The sequence below is a fragment of the Citrobacter koseri ATCC BAA-895 genome, assembly GCF_000018045.1.
Taxonomy (GTDB): domain Bacteria; phylum Pseudomonadota; class Gammaproteobacteria; order Enterobacterales; family Enterobacteriaceae; genus Citrobacter_B; species Citrobacter_B koseri.
Genome location: NC_009792.1, coordinates 761632 through 780229, shown reverse-complemented (window position 1 = coordinate 780229; position 18598 = coordinate 761632). Strand labels below are relative to the sequence as shown.

Below are 18598 nucleotides of genomic sequence, written 5' to 3'. Positions count from 1 at the left end.
CTCTTACTCCTTAAGCAGCGGCCAGCCAGCGCGCCAAACGCTGCGCAAATGCGGCCTGACTTTCCAGTAACTCATCACCCGTTACAAGCGTTGCCGGGCGGGTAATCACGATGCAGGGGATACCGGCATCCAGACAGGGTTGAACTTTTTCCTGATAACCGCCCTCCGCCCCCGATGCTTTTGTCACCACGACATCGGCCTGGCACTGACGATAAAACGCCGCGTTAAATTCAGCGCTGAACGGCCCGCACAGGGCGAAAATTTCACCAACGCCAAATCCCAGGTCGGCACATTGCTGAATGACCTCAGGAACAGGTAAGACGCGGGCCAGCAGTTTTTTGTGCGGCAACCCGGCTCGCCAGGTCGCCAGATCTTTACTACCGGTCGTTAACAGAACGCGTTCGCCAAAGCGCTGCGCCACATCGCAGGCCTCAGCAATCGTGTGGACATGGTGCAACAGCGGGTGCGTAAGCTCGCTGAGCTGTTCCGGGCGCTGATAGCGGCTCAGCAACACCCCCGCGCGTTCACAGGCGTGCATAATGTTGCGGCTGACGACCTCGGCATACGGGTGCGACGCATCAATGACCCAACGCGTGCGGTGCGCTTTCAGCCAGGCCACCATCTCCTCTGGCTCCAGGCGCCCGCAGCGGATCTGACCTTTAATGTCGCCAGCCAGCTGCTTTCCTGTCGGCGTGGCAACCGACAGGGTGTATGCCACCTTTGCTGCATCCAGTTGCTGACACAGCATCCGGGCATCGCTGGTGCCGCCCATAACCAGCACGTCGCCGTAACTCACAGTACGTAACCTCGCGGCGTGATCATCAGACCATCCTGTACGTAAGTGGCTTTGTTGCCGACAATCACCAGGCTGGTCATATCGACAGGCTCAAAATCCATATCGCCGAGCGTGGTCAGCCATTTTTCCTGCTTTTTACGCCCGGCCGACTTCACCACGCCAACCGGCGTTTGCGCGTTTTTGCTGGCGGACAGCAGTTCAAAAGCACGCGCCAGATGACCTTCACGGCCACGGCTGCGCGGGTTATAGAAACAGATCACGAAGTCTGCTTCTCCGGCGGCGATAATCCGTTTTTCGATGACCGGCCACGGTGTCAGGAGATCGCTCAGGCTGATATGACAGAAATCGTGCATCAACGGCGCGCCCAGCAGGGAGGCCGCCGCGATACTGGCGGTCATGCCGGGGATCAACCGCACTTCAACGTCCAGCTTCTGTTTGCTGACCAGTTCCAGCACCAGCCCCGCCATGCCATAAATCCCCGCATCGCCGCTGCTGATCAGCGCCACATTGTGTCCGGCCTGCGCCAGTTCAATCGCCGCCTGACAGCGTTCGATCTCTTTGCACATTCCGGTTTTGATCACCTGCTTGTCGCCGGTAAAGGCTTTTACCAGATGGGTGTACGTTTTATAGCCAACGACAATTTCCGCCGCCTGTAAGGCTTCTACGGCTTCCATCGTCATCATTGCCTGCGAGCCAGGGCCAATTCCAATTACGCTTAACATCAGTGTGAAACTCCCAAAGTAATAGTGACGCCCTGTTCACGCAGGGTTTCGCCAGACAGTTTTCCGTGACTTAACAGCCAGGCCGCCGGGCCGGATACGCTGCCCACACCGACGGTTTGCCGCACAAATCTGGAGGCCGGGAAGCGATGTTCATGCTCACGCAACGCGTCAGCGGTAAAGGTTTCAAAGGGAACGCGACAGCAGGAGGCAAGCTGGATTAATCCCTGCTCATCTTTTTTGAGCGAGACGCTGCCAATCGCTTTCAACGCCAGCGGATCAAATTTCTGCGCCTCCAGTTGTCGCGCCAGCAGCGCTGCCAGCAGCGGGAACGGCGTATCGCGGCGACAGCCGATTCCGGCGACCACCCGCTGCGGCACCAGTTTCCAGTGCCGGACGGGTATTTCTGGCAATTCATTGCGCAAAGTGATGCAAACCAGCGCATCAAGCTCGGGAAGTTGATGCAGGTCGGTCACGGTGACGAACCCGCGTCGATCGCAGCGACTGACATCGTCTGCCAGCTCCTCATCCCACCACAGCCCGACGCGCTGGTGGCTGACCAGCATCTGGTTGACGATTTTTACCGCCGAGCGGAAGTCGGTCATCCGGGCATTGAGCTGAAATGCCAGCGTATCAAGCGCCGCCATATCGTTAACGTCAGTCGCCGTCGTGATAACCGGATCGGCGCCGAGCATGCCCGCCAGATAGCGGGTCAGCGCATTGGCGCCCCCCGCATGACCAGAAAGCAGGCTGATCACATGCTGGCCTCGCTCATCGATCACCACCACCGCCGGGTCGCTGAATTTGTCGTTTACCAGCGGCGCCAGCACGCGTACCGCGATGCCGGTCGCACCGATAAAAATCAGCGCCGAATAGTTAGCAAACGCATCGCGGGCCGATTGTGCAAATCCACCTTCGAAGGGCATAAACCCATCTTCCAGCAGTTTCTCACTGGTAAAGCAGGTTAACGGCAGCATCGCCGCCAGCCGCTTCGCAAGCTGTACGCCGCCGGGCGTCAGACAAAACAGGGCTATAGATTCAGGCTTTACGGTATTCATGGCTAAAGTCCGCCGCATAGAGTTTTGAGTAGTGATACTCATCCCCCAGGAAATTCCCGACCAGAATGAGCGCCGTTTTACGGATACCCGCCTCACGTACTTTGTCGCCGATATCCGCCAGCGTGCCGCGCACGGTCTGGCTTTCCGGCCAGGTCGCTTTGTAGATAACCGCCACCGGCGTGGTGGTCGGATAGCCGCCTTCAATCAGCCGCTCGGCAACCCGGTGAATACGCTGCACGGAGAGATAAATCGCCATTGACGTCTGGTGGCTGGCGAAGGACTCCAGTTGTTCACGTTCCGGCACCGGAGTACGCCCTTCCAGGCGGGTAATGATGAGGCTTTGCGAAACTTCCGGGACGGTATACTCCACCCCCAGCTCCGCAGCAGCGCCGAGAAACGCGCTGACGCCCGGCACCACCTGCCAGTCGATGCCGCGTCGGGTAAGTTCTTCGCCCTGCTCACGCACGGAGCCGTACAGCGACACATCGCCCGTTTGCAGGCGTACGACCGTTTTTCCGGCCTTCACGCCCGCTTCCATCAGATCCAGAATTTGCTCCAGATGCAGTTCGGCGCTGTCGTGGCACTCAGCGCCTGGCGGGCAATAGTCCAGCAGTTCAGTATTAATCAGCGATCCGGCATAAATAACGACCTGCGCCTGTTGCAACAGGCGATAACCTTTAAGCGTGATCAGTTCACGATCGCCCGGACCTGCGCCGACAAACCATACACAGCGGGGATCAAATGTCTCAGACATGGTTCTCTTCCTTCTGACAGGCGATAACAAAAACAGGATTATTCGGTTTGAAATAGTGGCCACTGCCGAGGGGAGTGAGTGACGACACCTGCACTTGCAGGCAATCCACCTCATGGATGCCAATCTGTGTCAGATATTCCAGCGCAGTATTCAGGTTTTCCTGAAGGATAAAGGTCATCACCAGACGGCCGCCGGGATGCAATTGCCGCATAGCCCAGTCAATCAGCGTCGTCAGATGGCCGCCGCTCCCGCCCATAAACACCGCATCCGCTTTTTCAGTCATCGTCATCGGCGCTTCACCCGGCAGAATGTCGATATTGCCGCAGGCAAAATGCTGGCGGTTTTCATCCAGCAACCGCAGGGCTGCCGGGTTACGTTCAATCGCCGTAACGTGCAGCGAAGGGTGCTGTAACGCCGCCTCTATCGACACACTCCCGGTCCCGGCGCCTACGTCAATCAGATGGCTGGCACGGTGCAAATCAAGTTTTGACAGCGCGAGCGCGCGAACCGCTTCTTTGGTCATCGGCACGTTCTCGCCACGTAGAAAAAGCTCATCTTTCATCAAGGATCACCACTGCGTTCATGTCATAGTCGGCATTGACTTCACTGACGCGCAGCCAGTGAATCCGCTCGTTTTCCATTGCCAGGTTTTCGCCTATCACCATCCAGCGATGACCCTTGTCGCGCGCCATTAACTGCGTCGCAATTTCTCGCGGCCCGCAGCGAGCATCCGTCACCATCGCGACCTTGCGATGACGCGCCAGCGCATCAAAACAGACGCTGCGACCGTGGCTGCTGGTCAGCCACATATCGTTCATATCGATACCCGATTGCGCGCACAGATATTGCACTGCGCTGATACCGGGAATAATGCGCACCCGCTCAATGCCAAAATGGGCCACCATGCGCGTCCCGATGCCGTAAAACAGCGGATCGCCGGACGCCAGCACCACGATGCGTTTGTCCTGCTGCCCGGCAATCCAGTTGAGCAATTCCGCAATATTGGCGCCCAGAACAAACTGTTCGCCGGTGAACGCAGGAAACTGCAATAAATGGCGCTTTCCCCCCACCAGCACATCGGCATCCGCCACGGCCTCGCGTGCCGCTGGCGTCATCAAATGCAGCCCTGCCGGCCCCATGCCCACCACCGTTAGCATTGCATCTCCTCCACAATCTCTTCGATCGGGCGATTGCTACCGAGGATCTGGTTATCAAAAGAGAACATGATGGCGTCGCAGGTAGGTGGCGTTTTCGTGAAGCGCAGCATCTGCATCACGCGCATACAGATGCGTTGCGCAAGATGGTTGTAAATATGTTGAAAACCGTATGCTTCAATGTGCTCCATTGCCGCTTCGGTGGTATCGCAGTCGCTGACCCGAGTCAGTAACTCAAGCGGCGCGCCAAGCAGCGCCAGATGCGCCACCAGGGTTTCCATGCGGGCATCTGCGATGTGGCTGTGAGTGTGGAAAATCCCCGCGGCTATTTTAATCAACTTACCGGGATGGCCGATCAACACGATATGGCGGTATCCCAGACGTACCGCTTCTTCAATCATGTAGCCGACAAAATTGCTCATGGTGACGACAACCTGCGTGTCGATACCCATCTGTTCACGCACAAAACGCTCGCCGTGGTTTCCCGGCACCAGCACAACGCGTTCCAGACCGGCGGCGCGTTTGATTTCCAGCTCCAGCGACAGCGAGCGTTTCCAGCTCTCCTCCGACATCGGAGTGACAATGCCGGTGGTTCCAATGATCGAAATACCGCCCAGAATACCGAGGCGCGCGTTATAGGTTTTCTGCGCCCGTTCTTCCCCCTCCGGGGCAAAAATTTCAATGTCCGCTCCCCGCGCCGGGCCTATCGCTTCGCGTACTACAGACTCAATGGTATGGCGCGGAGTACGATTAATCGCCGCGCTGCCCACCGGCAGTCCAATTCCCTTACGCGTCACGGTTCCCACGCCTTCTCCGCCCTGCAACGTAATCTCGCCGCTATCGTTCAGCGTTACGCGGGCAAAAATCAGCATTCCGTGCGTGGCATCGACATCATCGCCGCCGTCTTTACGGATCGCGGCAATCGCCTGCCGCCCTTCGATGTGCGGCGACTCGACGTTCAGGCACAATGTCACCCCGGACGGCGTAACGATGGAGACTTGATGAATCAGATGCTGGCGTAACACCATCAACGCGGCGACCTTTGCCGCAGCGGTCGCGCACGATCCGGTGGTATACCCTTTTCGCAACGCTTTGCCGTTGTGCCAGACAGGCGCGTCGAAGGATTGATCGCTCATCGCGCCCCCTGCAAGTAATAGAGCATGGCGTTTACGATCGCGGCGGCGACGTTGCTTCCTCCTTTACGCCCCAGCGCCGCGATAGCTGGCAACGCGCTTTTCGTCAGCGCATCTTTAGACTCCGCCGCCCCGACGAACCCGACCGGTACGCCTACCACGCCGCTCACGGCAACGTCATGCTCAAGCAACCGGAACAGCGCCGTCGGTGCATTGCCGAATACAAACACCTTTTCACTCTCTTCCGTCACGGCGATATCCACCGCCGCCATTGATCGGGTAATCCCCTGCGCTTTTGCTTCCGCCACAACTCGCGGATCGCTGATATAGCAACGGCATTCACCGCCAAACGTCGCCAGCAATGTTTTATTGATGCCGGAAAGCGCCATTGTGGTATCGGTATAGATAATGGATGGGCGACTCAGCGCCGCGCAGAGTCGCTCCAGCGCGTCATCGGAAAACCAGAGAATATCCAGCCAGTCAAAGTCGGCGGTGGTGTGAATCACCCGCTTGATGATCGCTTCGTGAAGCGGGCTGGCAAACTGATACTCCGGGCGTGTCTCGCGAATGATCTCGCCAATGATGTCGAAACTTTTGGCCTCAATCGCCTGGGGCTGCTGAATATATTGCATCGTCTGTTATCCTCAGGCTGCGCCAACCAGCAGGCACCGTACGGCGATAAACAGCGCCAGTGCCAGGGTCGAGGCTACCCACATCAATCGAATCGTTCGGGAAATGTCATCTACTGAAATGCCGCGCTGCGCGTCGCCTATCCAGGGTTTTTCAACACGCTCGCCAAAGTAGTCATTCGGGCCGCCAAGACGAATACCCAGCGCACCGGCAACAGAGGCTTCTGACCACGCGCAGTTAGGACTGCTGTGGTTGTAGCGATCCCGCCAGCCGATATGCAGGGCGCGATAGCCGTCGTAACGACACAACGCCGCGGCAATACTCAGCAGCAGCCAGCTCAGACGCGCCGGGATAACGTTCGCAATATCATCCAGACGGGCGCTGACCATACCAATGGCGCGATATTTTTCGTGTTTATAGCCAACCATTGAATCGAGGGTATTTACGGCTTTGTACGCCATTGCCAGTGGCGCGCCGCCCAAAAAGAGGAAAAAAAGCGGGGCGATGATGCCGTCTACGGTGTTCTCGGCGACCGTCTCCACCACGGCACGATTAACCTGTTCAGGCTGTAACTGTGAGGTATCCCGTCCGACAATCCATGACAGCTTCTCGCGGCTTTCAGCTAAATCGCCCGCCCGCAGCGGGCGTTCAACATCGCGGGCAGCATTCGCAAGACAGCGGCCAGCCAGCACGGTAAAAATCATCCAGATCTCTACCAACCAGCCAAACCAGGGATGGATCTCGCTCGCCAGCGCCAGCACGCCCCAGGAAACCGCCCACGTCACGCCGACCACCACCAGCCACATCACCGCTCCGCCAATGCGCAGCGATCTGTCACTATGGCAGTAACGCCGCACAACACGTTGAGTTGCTGAAATTAAATTGCCAATCCAGCGTACCGGATGCGGCCAGTTCTGCGGATCGCCAATAACGAAATCAAGAAGCCAGGCGATACACCACGCAAGCACGGTCATAGCGCCTCCCTTCCTGCCGCCAGCCAGTGGTTCAGCATTGCAGGACGTTGTGCGAAATGAACGTGAAGGTAGCTTGCGAAGGTATTTCCCACCTGCCAGCCGCCAGACCACTCCTGCAATGTCTTACCATCGCGGACTTTACGGCACGCCATCACCGCCGGGTTTTCCGGGAGAAAATCAGAATAGTGGAACTCATGTCCACGCAGCACTTCGCCCGCCGCCGCCAGCAGCGTTTGCTCTCTGGCCTGCGCTTCGCAGTAGCCAAAGCGGGTCAACCGTTTCCCCATTTTGCTGTGCCCCGGAATCACATCCACCATCCGATGAATCTCTCCACTGGCGTCCTCCAGGGTACTGCCGAGGTACATCAGCCCGCCGCACTCTGCATAAATCGCCACGCCGCGCTGATGGGCGGCGCGCATTTGCGCCAGCATTGGGGTGTTCGCCGCCAGCGCAGCGGCGTGTAGCTCGGGGTATCCGCCTCCCAGCCAGATCATCTGGCATTCCGGCAGCGTGCTGTCATGCAGTGGACTGAAACGCGTCATCGTTACGCCGGTACGTTCCAGCAGTTTGATGTTATCGGGATAGTAAAAGTTAAACGCTTCGTCATCCGCGATGGCAACGGTAAGTCCTTTTCCCGCCTGCGGGTCGGGTAACGCTGGCCACTCGCCAGCAGGCAGCGCGGTTAGCTGACTCAGGGAAAGAAGCGCATCAATGTCCAGCGTTCGTTCAAGCGTATCGGCAAAATCCTGCCACGGCTGTTGATTAACGACGGACTCACGCGCGGTAATCAGCCCCAGATGACGCTCCGGCAACGCCACGCCTTCCACTCCGGGAACATAGCCAAGCACCGGTAGCGAACAATAGCGTTCAATCGCCGTTTTCAGGAGTTGGTAGTGAGTTTCGCTATTAACGCGATTAACAATCACGCCAGCGATATTGAGGTCAGGATCAAAGTGCTGAAATCCCATTACCGTCGCGGCAATAGAGGTAGAAACGGCTTTACCGTCCACCAGCAAAATCACGGGGCAGCCCAGCTGTTTCGCCATCGCCGCCGTACTACAGTAGTTCGGGTCGGTGCCATAGCCGTCATAGAGTCCCATCACGCCTTCGATCACCGCGACGTCCGCCTGCTGCATGTGTTCACAAAACAGCGCGTTAAGCACGGGCTCCGGGAGCATAAAGCTGTCGAGGTTACGGGACGCACTGCCGCATACTGCCGTATGCCAGCCGGTATCGAGATAATCAGGGCCGACTTTGCATGGCTGAACACGCATTCCACGTCTTTTCAGCAGACTCAGCAGACCAAGCGTGACGGTGGTTTTACCACAGCCGCTTCCGGTCCCTGCGAGAATAAATGCGTGAAGCTTTGCCGCCATACCCTGATCCTGTTCAGGGTGGTAGAGGTATTGTTTAGCTGCGTATTACCCCAGTCTTTCGACTGTACGCTACTGAGCAACCCACTTCCCACCGAAGTTGTTGGTAAATACCGACAGGCAGGTCTTCTGGCTTAGCGTCCTCCTCGCCCGTCCTTCCCAATCTTGCGATCAGTGGTCTTACGGGGTCGTCAGCATCACAGCAGCGGGGGCTGCGGGGGATTCTCACCCCCTTCCCTGACACAAATGTGCCAAACCTGTCGGCTGATGTTATGAGCATCACTTTCTCGCTCATAACGACAATTAAATTTTAATTACCTGTTACGCGCCATTATGCCAACGCAATGGTGTAATGACGCCTGTTTTGAATGAAACACTGCGCAAAAGAATAATGAAACCTATTCATAATGACACTGTATCTCATCACAAAAATAAAAACTGGCTCAGTTTATCCTTCAGATAACATTATTTTGTTGCGCTATGACAATTTATTGCTCTGCTATAGTTTTTTTCATTTTATAATGACTGACATACAATACGATATCAAAAATCGGCAATAGCAAAATATTGCTATTTATGCGGACTCGGCGGACGAATTATCATTTATTTGCTGACGGAAAGCCTGTGGCGTGATCTGATAGGTCTGACGGAACACTTTGCAAAAATAACTGGTTTGAGAAAAGCCTAAATTACGTGCAATGCTGGCGATACTCCAGTCACTGTGACAAAGCAGCTCTCTGGCGCTGGCCATGCGCTGTTGGTTTACCCAGGCATTAAAACCGATTCCCTGATATTTCTTGAATAACTTACTAAAGTAGTACGGGCTGAGGTAGACGTGAGAAGCGACATCTTCAAGGCGAAGATCGTCCGATAAATGCGCGTCAATGTAGCGTAACGCTTTCTTCATTTTGCTGTCGTGGGGATTGGGCCCACGTTGCGAACGAGCAGGTTCCGCTTGCGGCGGATTGTCTTTGATAACAACAAAATTAAGTTGTTTTTTAAGGCAATTTTCCACAATCAGCTTCAGCAGATCCGCAGAGGCTATCACCCGCGCGTAGTCCATTTCGGGGACGTTTCGGAACTCATTCAACAGTTCAGGATCGGCCTGCCAGCGATCATCGACATTAAGAATATCAACCAGTCCAACATCATCGCTTAAACGTACCTGACCGCATAACACAAACCCCACCAGATGACCGGCAATCACCAAAGGAATGGAGAAATCGGTTAGCCCGGCATGGCAACGATAAATACAGGGCTGATCTGATTTTGACGCTTCCAGCCCCCCGCAGCGATCGCTCATACGGCAACGAATACTGTGTTGAGGATGTTGACGCATTAGCTGACAAAAAGGCGTGAAATTGAATAACTCAGAAATTTCATCACCGTGAATATTGACAACCACGACCGCCAGACTGGTGGCTTGTGCAAAATCCTGTGCGATTTTATTAATGAGTTCTGAGTTCAGGGCACTCGCAGAAATCATGATAAAACCCCTCAGTTAATTTATTGTTGCAAATAGAACATTTATTTCACATTTACCTTTCATCATCACCATACTGTATTAGTGATAAAAAAGTATAAGGGACAATAACAAAAGTCTCCCATCCGTGGGAGACGTTTTGACCAGTTCGTGAAACCAGATCACGAAATGATTTTACGTGTTTCAAAAATACATACATCCCGTCGTGTTAACGTCCATTTTCCTCCAGCTTACAGGTATTGCACGGTAAATTTTTACCAATCAGGTAGCGATAAACCGCAGCTCCGGCGCAAGCTCCGACAATCGGCGCAATAATCGGCACAATAAAATAAGGAATATCGCGCCCACCGGTCATGGCAATGTCTCCCCAACCGGCAAACCACGCGAATAATTTTGGACCAAAATCACGCGCCGGATTCATCGCAAACCCCGTAAGCGGCCCGGTAGACGCCCCGATAACGGCAACCAAAATACCGATAAGCAAAGGCGCCAGCGGCCCTTTAGGAACCCCATTGCCATCATCGGTCAGCGCCATGATCATCCCCATCAGAATCGAGGTAATGACCACTTCGACCAGCGCCGCCTGCCATACGCTCAGCGCGGCTGCCGGGTAGGTACTGAAAATACTGGCAAGTTGCAGACTCTCCACGCTGCCGCGCACCATATGGTTCGCCGCTTCAAACTCGGTAAATAAGCTACCGTAGAGCAGATAGGCCAACAGCGCGCCGCCGAACGCTCCGGCAACCTGAGCGATGGAATAAGGCAAGACCTTTCGCCCAGGGAAACAGGCAAACAACCACAGCGCAATGGTAATCGCCGGGTTCAGGTGCGCGCCCGATATCCCGGCCGTGAGATAAACGGCAAGCGAGATCCCAAGCCCCCAAATGATGCAGATCTCCCATAATCCCAGACTCGCACCCGCAACTTTTAATGCACTCAGGCAACCGATACCAAAGAACAAAAACAGCCCGGTGCCCAAAAACTCGGCAATACATTGTGCTTTTAGTGAATCGTTCATTGTGACACCTTCTAAGCAGAGTTCGTGTCTTTACCAGCACAACGCCGTACTGGCAGTAGAGTACAACGAGCATCACTATAAAAAGCGGCACCTGTAAATTGTTGGCAATCTGCCGTTAACCTGCCCCGAAAAATCGTGTTGCTATAGCAAAATATTGCTCTCTGTTTATTCTCCAGGGCAATAATGGAGCGTACTCTAACGAATAAAATGCCAGATTAGGGATAATAAAAAATTGCGATCACCAGATATTCGTTTTCAAACAAATATCACAATTCCATTTTTCGCGTAGCAAAAGTTATTTATTTTGTCACCCTGTAAAATGTAAAAATGGAATAGCGAAAACGAAATAATCATATCAAAAACAACACATCAAACCTTTAGATTCAACGGGTTATAAAAAATCACAGCAATTTAGTGCTATTGACCACCCATTATTTTTTCATTCTCTTTTTAAAGTCAGCCATTCTTTTTCCTCGCTTCTTTTTATAGTCATCAACATCGGGACAACCCAGGCGAGGTCTTTATGCAACAAGAAGCATTAGGAATGGTAGAAACCAAAGGCTTAACCGCAGCCATAGAGGCCGCAGACGCAATGGTGAAGTCAGCCAATGTGATGTTAGTCGGCTACGAAAAAATTGGCTCCGGGCTGGTAACGGTCATCGTTCGCGGTGACGTTGGCGCAGTAAAAGCGGCAACCGATGCGGGCGCCGCTGCCGCACGCAACGTGGGAGAAGTGAAAGCCGTACACGTTATTCCACGCCCTCATACCGATGTAGAAAAAATCTTACCGAAGGGAATTAGCCAATGAGTAGCAATGAACTGGTGGAACAGATCATGGCGCAGGTAATTGCCCGTGTGGCAACGCCAGAACAAACGGCCATTCCTGAAGAAACCCACCCAATACGAGAGACGGCTATGGCAGAGAAAAGTTGCAGTTTAACGGAATTTGTCGGCACCGCGATTGGCGACACCGTCGGTCTGGTGATCGCAAATGTGGACAGTGCCTTACTGGAAGCGATGAAGCTGGAAAAGCGCTACCGCTCCATCGGAATCCTTGGCGCGCGAACTGGCGCAGGCCCGCACATTATGGCCGCCGATGAAGCAGTAAAAGCGACCAATACCGAAGTGGTCAGCATTGAGCTTCCCCGCGATACCAAAGGCGGCGCAGGCCACGGTTCGCTGATTATTTTAGGCGGCAATGATGTTTCGGACGTGAAGCGCGGCATTGAAGTTGCGCTGAAAGAACTCGACCGGACGTTCGGCGACGTATACGCCAATGAAGCCGGACATATCGAGCTGCAATACACCGCCCGCGCCAGCTATGCGCTTGAAAAAGCCTTTGGCGCGCCAATTGGCCGCGCCTGCGGCGTGATTGTCGGCGCCCCTGCCTCCGTTGGCGTGCTGATGGCGGATACCGCGCTGAAATCCGCCAATGTTGAGGTCGTGGCTTACAGCTCTCCGGCACACGGCACCAGCTTCAGTAACGAAGCCATTCTGGTGATTTCCGGGGATTCCGGCGCTGTACGTCAGGCGGTTATTTCAGCCCGTGAAATCGGCAAAACCGTCCTGTCCACCCTCGGCGCGACGCCGAAAAACGATCGTCCGTCCTACATCTGATATCCGTGAGGCTGATTCATGAGATCGAAAAGATTTGAAGCACTGGCGAAACGCCCTGTGAATCAGGACGGCTTCGTTAAGGAGTGGATCGAAGAAGGCTTCATTGCGATGGAAAGCCCGAACGACCCCAAACCGTCGATTAAAATCGTTAACGGCACGGTCACCGAGCTGGACGGCAAAGCCGCCAGCGAATTTGACCTGATCGACCACTTTATCGCCCGTTATGGTATTAACCTGGCGCGCGCGGAAGAAGTGATGGCGATGGACTCGGTCAAACTCGCCAATATGCTGTGCGATCCAAACGTCAAACGCAGCGACATCGTTCCGCTCACCACGGCGATGACGCCAGCAAAAATCGTTGAAGTCGTCTCACACATGAACGTGGTAGAGATGATGATGGCGATGCAAAAAATGCGCGCCCGCCGCACGCCTTCTCAGCAGGCGCATGTCACCAACGTGAAAGACAACCCGGTTCAGATTGCCGCCGATGCCGCAGAAGGCGCGTGGCGTGGGTTTGATGAGCAAGAGACAACGGTTGCGGTCGCGCGCTACGCCCCGTTCAATGCTATCGCTCTGCTGGTGGGCTCCCAGGTCGGTCGTCCGGGCGTATTAACGCAGTGTTCACTGGAAGAAGCCACCGAACTGAAGCTCGGTATGCTGGGCCACACCTGCTACGCCGAAACCATTTCCGTCTATGGTACTGAACCGGTCTTTACCGATGGCGACGATACCCCCTGGTCAAAAGGCTTCCTCGCCTCTTCCTATGCCTCTCGCGGCCTGAAAATGCGCTTTACCTCGGGGTCGGGTTCCGAAGTACAGATGGGCTATGCTGAAGGCAAATCAATGCTCTATCTGGAAGCCCGCTGTATCTATATCACCAAAGCCGCAGGCGTTCAGGGTCTACAGAACGGTTCTGTCAGCTGCATCGGCGTTCCTTCTGCCGTACCGTCAGGCATTCGCGCCGTACTGGCGGAAAACCTGATCTGCTCCGCGCTGGATCTGGAATGCGCCTCCAGTAACGACCAGACCTTCACCCACTCCGATATGCGTCGTACCGCGCGTCTGCTGATGCAGTTCCTGCCGGGTACTGACTTCATCTCCTCGGGTTATTCCGCCGTACCGAACTACGACAACATGTTTGCCGGTTCAAACGAAGATGCGGAGGACTTCGACGACTACAACGTTATCCAGCGTGACCTGAAAGTGGACGGTGGTCTGCGTCCGGTTCGCGAAGAAGACGTTATCGCCATCCGTAACAAAGCCGCGCGCGCGCTGCAAGCCGTGTTTGCCGGAATGGGGCTGCCGCCGATTACCGATGAAGAGGTTGAAGCCGCAACCTACGCTCACGGCTCGAAAGATATGCCTGAACGTAACATTGTCGAAGACATCAAGTTCGCGCAAGAGATCATCAACAAAAACCGTAACGGTCTGGAAGTGGTGAAAGCCCTTGCAAAAGGCGGTTTCACCGACGTCGCGCAAGACATGCTCAACATCCAGAAAGCCAAATTAACCGGAGACTATCTGCATACCTCCGCCATTATCGTCGGCGACGGGCAGGTGCTCTCTGCGGTGAATGACGTCAACGATTATGCCGGTCCGGCAACAGGTTATCGCCTGCAAGGCGAACGCTGGGAAGAGATTAAAAACATCCCTGGCGCACTCGATCCCAACGAACTTGGCTAAGGGGTGAAAAATGGAAATTAATGAAAAGCTGCTGCGCCAGATAATCGAAGACGTGCTTTCTGAAATGCAAACCAGCGATAAGCCCGTCTCCTTTCGCGCACCGACAGCATCAACTTCGCCGCAAGCCGCAGCACCGCAAGACGACGGTTTTCTGACGGAAATTGGCGAGGCCAGACAAGGTACGCAGCAGGATGAAGTGATCATTGCCGTGGGCCCGGCATTTGGCCTGTCGCAGACCGTGAATATCGTCGGCTTGCCGCACAAAAATATCCTGCGTGAAGTGATCGCCGGTATTGAAGAAGAAGGCATTAAAGCCCGCGTGATCCGCTGCTTTAAATCCTCTGACGTGGCGTTCGTCGCCGTTGAAGGCAACCGCCTCAGCGGCTCCGGCATTTCAATCGGTATTCAGTCAAAAGGCACTACCGTTATTCATCAGCAAGGGCTGCCGCCGCTCTCCAATCTGGAGTTATTCCCTCAGGCGCCGCTGCTGACGCTGGAAACGTATCGTCAGATTGGCAAGAACGCCGCGCGCTATGCGAAGCGTGAGTCACCACAACCGGTTCCGACCTTAAATGACCAAATGGCGCGCCCGAAGTACCAGGCGAAATCCGCCATTCTGCACATTAAAGAGACGAAGTATGTCGTGACGGGCAAAAACCCGCAGGAACTGCGCGTGGCGCTTTAACAAAGGATACCTCCATGAATACCGACGCAATTGAATCGATGGTTCGGGACGTGTTGAGCCGCATGAACAGCTTGCAGGGCAACGCACCTGCTCCAGCCGCAGCAAGCGCATCAACGCATACCGCAAAAGTGACGGATTATCCGCTGGCGAATAAACATCCAGAATGGGTAAAAACCGCCACCAATAAAACGCTGGATGAATTCACGCTGGAAAACGTCCTCAGCGACAAAGTGACCGCACAGGATATGCGTATCACGCCGGATACGCTGCGCATTCAGGCGGCTATCGCCAGAGATGCCGGACGTGACCGCCTGGCGATGAACTTTGAGCGCGCAGCGGAACTGACCGCCGTACCGGACGATCGAATCCTTGAAATTTACAACGCCCTGCGTCCATACCGTTCGACGAAAGAAGAGCTGATGGCTATCGCAGACGATCTGGAAAATCGCTATCAGGCGAAGATTTGCGCAGCTTTCGTGCGTGAAGCGGCAACGTTATACGTCGAGCGTAAAAAACTCAAAGGTGACGATTAATTTTAGGGAAATACGATGCGATACATAGCTGGCATTGATATTGGCAACTCATCAACAGAAGTCGCGCTGGCGCGGCTGGATGAGGCTGGCGCACTGACCATTACCGGCAGCGCGCTGGCAGAAACCACCGGAATTAAAGGCACATTACGAAATGTGTTTGGTATTCAGGAGGCGCTTACGCTTGCGGCAAAAAACGCAGGCATCAATGTCAGCGATATTTCGCTTATCCGCATCAACGAAGCCACACCGGTCATTGGCGATGTCGCGATGGAAACCATCACGGAAACCATCATTACCGAGTCCACAATGATCGGCCATAACCCTAAAACCCCAGGCGGGGTCGGTCTGGGTGTGGGAGTGACCATTACGCCGCAAGAGTTATTAACCCGCCCGGCGGATACGCCTTATATCCTGGTCGTGTCATCGGCGTTCGATTTCGCCGATGTCGCCACCATGATTAACGCCTCCGTACGTGCCGGATATCAACTCACCGGCGTCATTTTGCAGCAAGATGACGGCGTCCTGGTCAGCAACCGTCTGGAACAGCCTTTACCGATCGTCGATGAAGTGCTCTATATCGACCGGATTCCGCTGGGCATGCTGGCCGCTATTGAGGTTGCCGTACCAGGGAAAGTGATTGAAACGCTCTCTAACCCTTACGGTATTGCCACGGTTTTCGGCCTTAATGCCGAAGAAACTAAAAATATCGTCCCTATGGCGCGCGCGCTGATTGGCAATCGCTCCGCCGTCGTCGTGAAAACGCCGTCAGGGGATGTCAAAGCGCGCGCCATTCCCGCCGGGAATCTGGAACTGCTTTCTCAGGGACGCACGCTCCGTGTAGATGTTGCCGCCGGTGCTGAAGCCATCATGAAAGCGGTGGGCGAATGCCGCAAGCTGGACAACGTGACCGGCGAAGCAGGCACCAATATTGGCGGCATGCTGGAACATGTACGCCAGACCATGGCGGAACTGACCAATAAGCCCAGCAACGAGATCTTCATTCAGGATTTGCTGGCTGTCGATACTTCCGTTCCGGTGAGCGTTACCGGCGGGCTGGCTGGCGAATTTTCTCTGGAGCAGGCCGTGGGCATCGCCTCAATGGTGAAATCCGACCGTCTGCAAATGGCGATGATCGCCCGCGAAATCAAACAGAAGCTGAGTGTTGACGTTCAGGTTGGCGGTGCTGAGGCTGAAGCGGCGATTTTAGGCGCGTTGACGACTCCCGGCACCACGCGTCCGCTGGCGATTCTCGATTTGGGCGCAGGTTCGACAGATGCCTCCATCATCAATCCCAAAGGAGAGATCATTGCCACCCACCTCGCAGGGGCTGGCGATATGGTCACGATGATTATTGCCCGTGAGCTGGGTCTGGATGACCGCTATCTGGCAGAAGAGATTAAAAAGTATCCGCTCGCGAAGGTGGAAAGCCTTTTTCATCTGCGTCACGAAGATGGCAGCGTCCAGTTTTTCCCCACCCCGCTGCCGCCAGCCGTATTTGCCCGCGTATGTGTGGTGAAGCCCGATGAACTGGTTCCATTACCCGGCGATTTAGCGCTGGAAAAAGTACGCGCCATTCGCCGCAGCGCCAAAGAGCGGGTTTTCGTCACTAACGCCCTGCGCGCGCTGCGCCAGGTCAGCCCGACCGGCAACATTCGTGACATTCCTTTTGTCGTGCTGGTTGGCGGATCGTCTCTGGATTTCGAGATCCCGCAACTCGTCACCGATGCGCTGGCGCACTATCGCCTGGTGGCCGGTCGCGGAAACATTCGCGGCACAGAAGGCCCGAGAAATGCGGTCGCGACCGGGCTGATTCTCTCCTGGCATAAGGAGTTCGCGCATGGACAGTAACGCCAGTGCCCCGGCTATCGTTATTTCGACCATCAATGACGGTATCACGGTCTGGAAAGAGGTGCTTCTCGGTATTGAAGAAGAAGGTATCCCCTTTGTTATCCAGACGCAGACTGACGGTGACGTGACCCATTGCGCCTGGCAGGCGGCGCGTCGGTCTCCGCTACTCGTCGGCATAGCCTGCGACAAAGAAAAGCTGGTTGTGCATTACAAGAATTTACCCGCATCAGCGCCGCTTTTTACGCTGATGTATCACCAGGACAGCCATGCCCGGCGAAGTGCTGGTAACAACGCGGCAAGGTTAGTCAAAGGGATCCCCTTTCGGGATCTGAATACCTAAGCAACAGGAGAATCGCAGTATGAACAACGCACTGGGACTGGTTGAAACAAAAGGGTTAGTCGGCGCTATCGAAGCCGCTGACGCCATGGTGAAGTCCGCCAACGTGCAACTGGTGGGCTATGAAAAAATCGGCTCCGGCCTGGTCACCGTTATGGTTCGCGGTGATGTTGGCGCGGTTAAAGCGGCAGTCGATGCGGGAAGCGCCGCAGCAAGCGCCGTGGGCGAGGTGAAATCTTGCCACGTTATTCCACGTCCGCACAGCGACGTTGAGGCCATTTTACCCAAGTCAGCCTAAACGGCCGCAACCAAGGAGCACAGCGTGAAGCAATCACTGGGATTACTTGAAGTTAGTGGTCTGGCATTAGCCATCAGTTGCGCGGATGTCATGGCGAAAGCCGCTTCCATCACGCTGGTGGGGCTTGAGAGAACCAACGGTTCTGGCTGGACGGTGATCAAAATCACCGGTGATGTGGCCTCCGTGCAGTCCGCCATCATCACCGGTGCCAGTTTTGCCGATCAGCAGCAGGGGCTGATCGCCCATAAAGTTATCGCCAGGCCTGGGGAGGGGATTCTTTCCCGCGCGACGCTTATTCCGCCCGCGCCCATGCCAGCCCCGGAACCTGAAACAGAACCTGAAATAGAACCTGAATCTGAACCTGACGTCGTAGTTGTAGAAGAGTCAGTACCGGAAGCAGAACCCGAAACCGGAATGGTCAGTTGCAATCTCTGTCTTGACCCTGCCTGTAAACGGCAAAAAGGCGAGCCCCGGTCACTCTGCCTGCATTCAGGTAAGTGAGGTA

Annotated in this window: 21 protein-coding genes and 1 riboswitch; of the genes, 9 read left to right on the top strand and 12 right to left on the bottom strand. The window is 55.0% G+C overall.

Annotated elements, in window-relative coordinates; all coding sequences use genetic code 11:
- Window positions 1–10 precede the first annotated feature (10 nt).
- The 12 genes from CKO_RS03530 to pduF form a co-directional block, all read right to left on the bottom strand.
- Entirely contained in the window at window positions 11–796 is a 786-nt protein-coding gene (locus CKO_RS03530) for a cobalt-precorrin-6A reductase (protein ID WP_012131785.1), read from the bottom strand.
- On the bottom strand, window positions 793–1518 hold the full coding sequence (locus CKO_RS03525) for a precorrin-3B C(17)-methyltransferase (protein WP_012131784.1): 726 nt from the start codon (window positions 1516–1518) through the stop codon (window positions 793–795). Before CKO_RS03525 ends, CKO_RS03530 begins: the two co-directional genes overlap by 4 nt.
- Window positions 1518–2573 carry a cobalt-precorrin 5A hydrolase gene (gene cbiG / locus CKO_RS03520; RefSeq protein WP_012131783.1) on the bottom strand — a complete coding sequence of 352 codons (1056 nt, stop codon included), beginning with the start codon at window positions 2571–2573 and terminating at the stop codon, window positions 1518–1520. The genes CKO_RS03525 and cbiG overlap by 1 nt, the downstream gene beginning before the upstream one ends.
- Window positions 2554–3327, bottom strand: coding sequence for a cobalt-precorrin-4 methyltransferase (locus tag CKO_RS03515; protein ID WP_012131782.1), 774 nt, complete (start codon window positions 3325–3327; stop codon window positions 2554–2556). The genes cbiG and CKO_RS03515 overlap by 20 nt, the downstream gene beginning before the upstream one ends.
- Complete coding sequence (locus CKO_RS03510) at window positions 3320–3889, bottom strand: decarboxylating cobalt-precorrin-6B (C(15))-methyltransferase (protein WP_012131781.1); 570 nt, start codon at window positions 3887–3889, stop codon at window positions 3320–3322. Before CKO_RS03510 ends, CKO_RS03515 begins: the two co-directional genes overlap by 8 nt.
- A complete protein-coding gene (locus CKO_RS03505) occupies window positions 3879–4484 on the bottom strand; it encodes a cobalt-precorrin-7 (C(5))-methyltransferase (RefSeq protein ID WP_012131780.1) in 606 nt (201 codons plus the stop codon). Before CKO_RS03505 ends, CKO_RS03510 begins: the two co-directional genes overlap by 11 nt.
- A complete protein-coding gene (gene cbiD, locus CKO_RS03500; RefSeq protein WP_012131779.1) occupies window positions 4478–5617 on the bottom strand; it encodes a cobalt-precorrin-5B (C(1))-methyltransferase CbiD in 1140 nt (379 codons plus the stop codon). The genes CKO_RS03505 and cbiD overlap by 7 nt, the downstream gene beginning before the upstream one ends.
- Window positions 5614–6246, bottom strand: coding sequence for a cobalt-precorrin-8 methylmutase (locus CKO_RS03495; RefSeq protein WP_012131778.1), 633 nt, complete (start codon window positions 6244–6246; stop codon window positions 5614–5616). The genes cbiD and CKO_RS03495 overlap by 4 nt, the downstream gene beginning before the upstream one ends.
- 12 nt (window positions 6247–6258) lie before the next feature.
- Window positions 6259–7218, bottom strand: coding sequence for an adenosylcobinamide-phosphate synthase CbiB (cbiB, locus tag CKO_RS03490; protein WP_012131777.1), 960 nt, complete (start codon window positions 7216–7218; stop codon window positions 6259–6261).
- Complete coding sequence (locus tag CKO_RS03485) at window positions 7215–8594, bottom strand: cobyrinic acid a,c-diamide synthase CobB (protein ID WP_012131776.1); 1380 nt, start codon at window positions 8592–8594, stop codon at window positions 7215–7217. Before CKO_RS03485 ends, cbiB begins: the two co-directional genes overlap by 4 nt.
- A gap of 99 nt (window positions 8595–8693) precedes the next feature.
- Window positions 8694–8867: riboswitch (cobalamin riboswitch) on the bottom strand.
- A gap of 298 nt (window positions 8868–9165) precedes the next feature.
- Window positions 9166–10077, bottom strand: a complete 912-nt coding sequence (gene pocR, locus CKO_RS03480; RefSeq protein WP_012131773.1) for a transcriptional regulator PocR — start codon at window positions 10075–10077, stop codon at window positions 9166–9168.
- 205 nt (window positions 10078–10282) lie between these two features.
- Window positions 10283–11092, bottom strand: coding sequence for a propanediol diffusion facilitator PduF (pduF, locus tag CKO_RS03475; RefSeq protein WP_012131772.1), 810 nt, complete (start codon window positions 11090–11092; stop codon window positions 10283–10285).
- Between the two features lie 523 nt (window positions 11093–11615).
- Here pduF and pduA point away from each other — a divergent pair.
- From pduA to CKO_RS03430, 9 genes are read left to right on the top strand one after another with little or no spacing between them, the layout of a single operon-like run.
- Window positions 11616–11900 (top strand): propanediol utilization microcompartment protein PduA, encoded by a 285-nt coding sequence (gene pduA, locus CKO_RS03470; RefSeq protein ID WP_001183618.1) that lies wholly within the window; start codon window positions 11616–11618, stop codon window positions 11898–11900.
- On the top strand, window positions 11897–12709 hold the full coding sequence (gene pduB, locus CKO_RS03465; RefSeq protein WP_012131771.1) for a propanediol utilization microcompartment protein PduB: 813 nt from the start codon (window positions 11897–11899) through the stop codon (window positions 12707–12709). Before pduA ends, pduB begins: the two co-directional genes overlap by 4 nt.
- A gap of 18 nt (window positions 12710–12727) precedes the next feature.
- Window positions 12728–14392 carry a propanediol dehydratase large subunit PduC gene (pduC, locus tag CKO_RS03460; RefSeq protein WP_012131770.1) on the top strand — a complete coding sequence of 555 codons (1665 nt, stop codon included), beginning with the start codon at window positions 12728–12730 and terminating at the stop codon, window positions 14390–14392.
- 10 nt (window positions 14393–14402) lie between these two features.
- Entirely contained in the window at window positions 14403–15077 is a 675-nt protein-coding gene (gene pduD / locus CKO_RS03455) for a propanediol dehydratase medium subunit PduD (RefSeq protein ID WP_012131769.1), read from the top strand.
- A 14-nt stretch (window positions 15078–15091) separates the two neighbouring features.
- Complete coding sequence (pduE, locus tag CKO_RS03450; RefSeq protein WP_012131768.1) at window positions 15092–15610, top strand: propanediol dehydratase small subunit PduE; 519 nt, start codon at window positions 15092–15094, stop codon at window positions 15608–15610.
- 15 nt (window positions 15611–15625) lie between these two features.
- Window positions 15626–17458 (top strand): diol dehydratase reactivase subunit alpha, encoded by a 1833-nt coding sequence (locus tag CKO_RS03445; RefSeq protein WP_012131767.1) that lies wholly within the window; start codon window positions 15626–15628, stop codon window positions 17456–17458.
- Entirely contained in the window at window positions 17448–17798 is a 351-nt protein-coding gene (locus CKO_RS03440; RefSeq protein ID WP_012131766.1) for a glycerol dehydratase reactivase beta/small subunit family protein, read from the top strand. The genes CKO_RS03445 and CKO_RS03440 overlap by 11 nt, the downstream gene beginning before the upstream one ends.
- Window positions 17799–17817: 19 nt before the next feature.
- A complete protein-coding gene (gene pduJ / locus CKO_RS03435) occupies window positions 17818–18093 on the top strand; it encodes a propanediol utilization microcompartment protein PduJ (RefSeq protein WP_004853788.1) in 276 nt (91 codons plus the stop codon).
- 24 nt (window positions 18094–18117) lie between these two features.
- Window positions 18118–18594 carry a BMC domain-containing protein gene (locus CKO_RS03430; protein ID WP_048902380.1) on the top strand — a complete coding sequence of 159 codons (477 nt, stop codon included), beginning with the start codon at window positions 18118–18120 and terminating at the stop codon, window positions 18592–18594.
- Window positions 18595–18598: the final 4 nt, after the last annotated feature.

Bases quoted from the DNA above. Each gene is read 5' to 3' on its own strand.
- CKO_RS03525 (WP_012131784.1), bottom strand. From the start codon at position 1,518: ATGTTAAGCGTAATTGGAATTGGCCCTGGCTCGCAGGCAATGATGACG.
- cbiG (WP_012131783.1), bottom strand. From the start codon at position 2,573: ATGAATACCGTAAAGCCTGAATCTATAGCCCTGTTTTGTCTGACGCCC.
- CKO_RS03515 (WP_012131782.1), bottom strand. From the start codon at position 3,327: ATGTCTGAGACATTTGATCCCCGCTGTGTATGGTTTGTCGGCGCAGGT.
- CKO_RS03510 (WP_012131781.1), bottom strand. From the start codon at position 3,889: ATGAAAGATGAGCTTTTTCTACGTGGCGAGAACGTGCCGATGACCAAA.
- CKO_RS03505 (WP_012131780.1), bottom strand. From the start codon at position 4,484: ATGCTAACGGTGGTGGGCATGGGGCCGGCAGGGCTGCATTTGATGACG.
- cbiD (WP_012131779.1), bottom strand. From the start codon at position 5,617: ATGAGCGATCAATCCTTCGACGCGCCTGTCTGGCACAACGGCAAAGCG.
- CKO_RS03495 (WP_012131778.1), bottom strand. From the start codon at position 6,246: ATGCAATATATTCAGCAGCCCCAGGCGATTGAGGCCAAAAGTTTCGAC.
- cbiB (WP_012131777.1), bottom strand. From the start codon at position 7,218: ATGACCGTGCTTGCGTGGTGTATCGCCTGGCTTCTTGATTTCGTTATT.
- CKO_RS03485 (WP_012131776.1), bottom strand. From the start codon at position 8,594: ATGGCGGCAAAGCTTCACGCATTTATTCTCGCAGGGACCGGAAGCGGC.
- pocR (WP_012131773.1), bottom strand. From the start codon at position 10,077: ATGATTTCTGCGAGTGCCCTGAACTCAGAACTCATTAATAAAATCGCA.
- pduF (WP_012131772.1), bottom strand. From the start codon at position 11,092: ATGAACGATTCACTAAAAGCACAATGTATTGCCGAGTTTTTGGGCACC.
- pduA (WP_001183618.1), top strand. From the start codon at position 11,616: ATGCAACAAGAAGCATTAGGAATGGTAGAAACCAAAGGCTTAACCGCA.
- pduB (WP_012131771.1), top strand. From the start codon at position 11,897: ATGAGTAGCAATGAACTGGTGGAACAGATCATGGCGCAGGTAATTGCC.
- pduC (WP_012131770.1), top strand. From the start codon at position 12,728: ATGAGATCGAAAAGATTTGAAGCACTGGCGAAACGCCCTGTGAATCAG.
- pduD (WP_012131769.1), top strand. From the start codon at position 14,403: ATGGAAATTAATGAAAAGCTGCTGCGCCAGATAATCGAAGACGTGCTT.
- pduE (WP_012131768.1), top strand. From the start codon at position 15,092: ATGAATACCGACGCAATTGAATCGATGGTTCGGGACGTGTTGAGCCGC.
- CKO_RS03445 (WP_012131767.1), top strand. From the start codon at position 15,626: ATGCGATACATAGCTGGCATTGATATTGGCAACTCATCAACAGAAGTC.
- CKO_RS03440 (WP_012131766.1), top strand. From the start codon at position 17,448: ATGGACAGTAACGCCAGTGCCCCGGCTATCGTTATTTCGACCATCAAT.
- pduJ (WP_004853788.1), top strand. From the start codon at position 17,818: ATGAACAACGCACTGGGACTGGTTGAAACAAAAGGGTTAGTCGGCGCT.